This is a genomic window from Pseudomonas sp. JV245A (genome assembly GCF_032424515.1).
GTDB lineage: Bacteria > Pseudomonadota > Gammaproteobacteria > Pseudomonadales > Pseudomonadaceae > Aquipseudomonas > Aquipseudomonas protegens.
Map to the genome: position 1 here is coordinate 1 of NZ_VYKE01000305.1, position 2,940 is coordinate 2,940.

The window sequence follows — 2,940 nt, forward strand, 5'->3', positions numbered from 1 at the left end:
GAGCCGGCTGGCCGGCGAAAGTGCCTTCAAGCACCTGCGCCGACCTCTCGGTGCAGCAAGCCCGCCAGCGCCACCTGCAAGCCCCCGGCCTTTTCGCCAATCAGCACGTGCCAGACGTCCCCCTCCATGCGCCGCATGCCCTGGCAGCCCAGCCCCTTGAGCGCCGGCTCCGACAGGCTGCGGCTATTGTTCACTCGCACTCGCAACCGGGTCAGCGCCACACAGTCCATCTGCAGCAGGTTGTCCCGACCGCCCAGGGCGTTGAGCCACTGCTGGGCTTCGTGGATGGAAATGTCGACCTGCGGGGGGTCTTCAACAGGCGCCTGTGCCACCGCAGCCCTGGCCGAAACGGGTGACGCCAGGCGGATCTCGTCGGCGATGCTGTCTGCCAGCGGCCCCACCACCACCTGCAAGCTGCCGCCCTTGCCGGGGCGCACCACGGCCATGGCGCCCAGGGCCTTGAGCTCGCTGTCCGAAGCCAGGTTGCGGTCTGCCAGCTCCAGGCGCAGGCGCGTGGTGCAGGCACCGACGGTAAGCAGGTTGCCGGCGCCACCCAGGGCCTTGATGTAGGCTGCGGCGCGCTGGTCGACGCTCAGTTCAGTCTTTTCGCTGGAGGGGCTGTCTTCACGGCCCGGGGTCTTGAGGTTGAAGCGGCGGATGCAGAAATCGAACACCAGGTAGTACACCACCGCGTACAGCAGGCCCACCGGAAACACCTTCCAGCCGTTGGTGGAGCGGCCCCAGCCCAGGGCCATGTCGATGGCGCCGCCGGAAAAGGTAAAGCCCAGGTGGATGTTCAGCAGGTTGGTCAGGGCCATGGCCAGCCCGGTGAGCAGGGCATGCACCAGGTACAGCAGGGGGGCAAGGAACATGAAGGCGAATTCGATCGGCTCGGTGACCCCGGTCAGGAAGGATGTCAGGGCCATGGACAGGAAGATCCCGCCCATTACCTTGCGCCGTTCCGGCGGTGTGTTGCGGTACATCGCCAGGCAGGCGGCGGGCAGGCCGAACAGCATCATCGGGAACATCCCGGTCATGAACTGGCCGCCCTTGGGGTCGCCGGCAAAGTAGCGGGTCAGGTCGCCGGTGACCACGGCGCCGGTGCTCGGGTCGGTGAAGCTGCCGAAGATGAACCAGGCCATGTTGTTGAGGATGTGGTGCAGGCCGGTGACGATCAGCAGCCGGTTGAACACGCCGAAGACAAAGGCGCCGAAGCTGCCGCTCTCCAGCAGCAACTGGCCGAAGCTGTTGATGCCGTGCTGGATCGGCGGCCAGATCAGGCCGAACACCACCCCCAGGCCCACGGCGGTGAAACCGGTGGCGATGGGCACGAAGCGCCGGCCGCCGAAGAACGCCAGGTACTCCGGCAGCTTGATGTCCTTGAAGCGGTTGTACAGCGCGCCGGCCATCAGCCCGCTGATGATCCCGGCGAGCATGCCCATGTTGATGCTGGCGTCCAGCACCTTGAGGGTCGAGATCATTACCAGGTAGCCAATGGCCCCGGCCAGCCCGGCGGTGCCATTGTTGTCCTTGGCAAAGCCGACGGCGATACCGATGGCGAAGATCAGCGCCAGGTTGCCGAAGATCGACTGCCCGGCATCGTGGATGATCGCGATGTTCAGCAGGTCGGTGTCGCCCAGGCGCAGCAGCAGACCGGCGATGGGCAAGATGGCGATGGGCAGCATCAGCGCCCGGCCGAGGCGTTGCAGGCCCTCGATGAAATACTGGTACATGGCGTCTCTCCTGGAATTCTTGTTATGAGTGCAGAGGCCAAAGCCGTTCGCAGGCCTGACGGACTGCGGTGGCACCGGGCAGGTTGAGCAGCGGCTGGCTGAGCTGGCGGCACTGGCTGGCGTCCAGCTGGCGCACCCGGTCCTTGATCTCGCCCACCTGTGGCGGGCTGACCGACAGCTCGCTGACGCCCAGGCCGATGAGTACGGGTGTGGCCAGGGGATCGGAGGCCAGGGCGCCACAGACCCCGACCCAGCGACCATGGCGCTGGGCGCCGGCGCAGGTCTGGGCGATCAGCCGCAGCAGGGCGGGGTGCAGGGCGTCGACCCGTGCCGCCAGCCCGGCGTGGTCACGGTCCATGGCCAGGGTGTACTGGGACAGGTCGTTGGTGCCGATGGACAGGAAGTCGGCGTGTTCGGCCAGTTGCTCGGCCATCAGGGCGGCGGCGGGGACTTCGATCATGACCCCCAGTTCCGGGCGCTGGCTCAGGCCCAGTTCGGCAGCGAACAGGTCCAGGCGCTGGCGAATGTGCAGCAGCTCGGCGACTTCGGTGACCATCGGCAGCATCACCCGGCAGCGTTGCACGGGGCTGACCTGGAGCAGCGCCCGCAGTTGTTGGTCCAGCAGTTCAGGGCGCGCCTGGGCCAGGCGGATGCCGCGCAGCCCAAGTACCGGGTTGGCTTCCACCGGCAGGGGCAGGTAATCCAGCTGTTTGTCGCCGCCGACGTCGATGGTGCGAATGATCACCGGCTTGTCGCCCATGGCGTTGAGCACTGCCTGATAGGCCTGGCGCTGTTCTTCTTGATCGGGGGCGGTCTGGCGGTCAACGAAGAGAAACTCGGTGCGCAGCAGGCCGACGCCGTCGGCGCCACCCTGGTGGGCGTCCCGGGCTTCCTCGCTGGACGCCACATTGGCCGCCACCTCGATCTGCTGGCCGTCCTGGGTCAGGGCGGGCTCATGGGCTTTTTGCTGTTGCAGCGCATGGCGCTGGCGCTGGGTTTCACCGGCCTGTTGCACCTGTGCGATGCGCTGCGGGTCGGGCTCCAGTTCCAGGCGCCCGCCGTTGGCATCCAGCACCACTTGGCGGCCACTGTCGATGCGCAGCACTTGCGGGCCCAGGGCCACCAGGCAAGGCAGGCCCTTGCCCCGGGCAAGGATCGCCACGTGGGAAGTGGCACCGCCGGCGGCCATGCACAGCCCGGCCACGCC

Annotated in this window: 2 protein-coding genes; both read right to left on the reverse strand. The window is 67.3% G+C overall.

Annotated elements, in window-relative coordinates; genetic code table 11:
• Positions 1-26 precede the first annotated feature (26 nt).
• Positions 27-1,733: an N-acetylglucosamine-specific PTS transporter subunit IIBC gene (gene nagE, locus F6S12_RS30915; RefSeq protein ID WP_053149174.1), complete on the reverse strand. Its 1,707-nt coding sequence runs from the start codon at positions 1,731-1,733 to the stop codon at positions 27-29.
• A gap of 22 nt (positions 1,734-1,755) precedes the next feature.
• Positions 1,756-2,940 (reverse strand): phosphoenolpyruvate--protein phosphotransferase (ptsP, locus tag F6S12_RS30920; protein ID WP_315869780.1); only part of this gene is annotated, 1,185 nt, incomplete at its 5' end.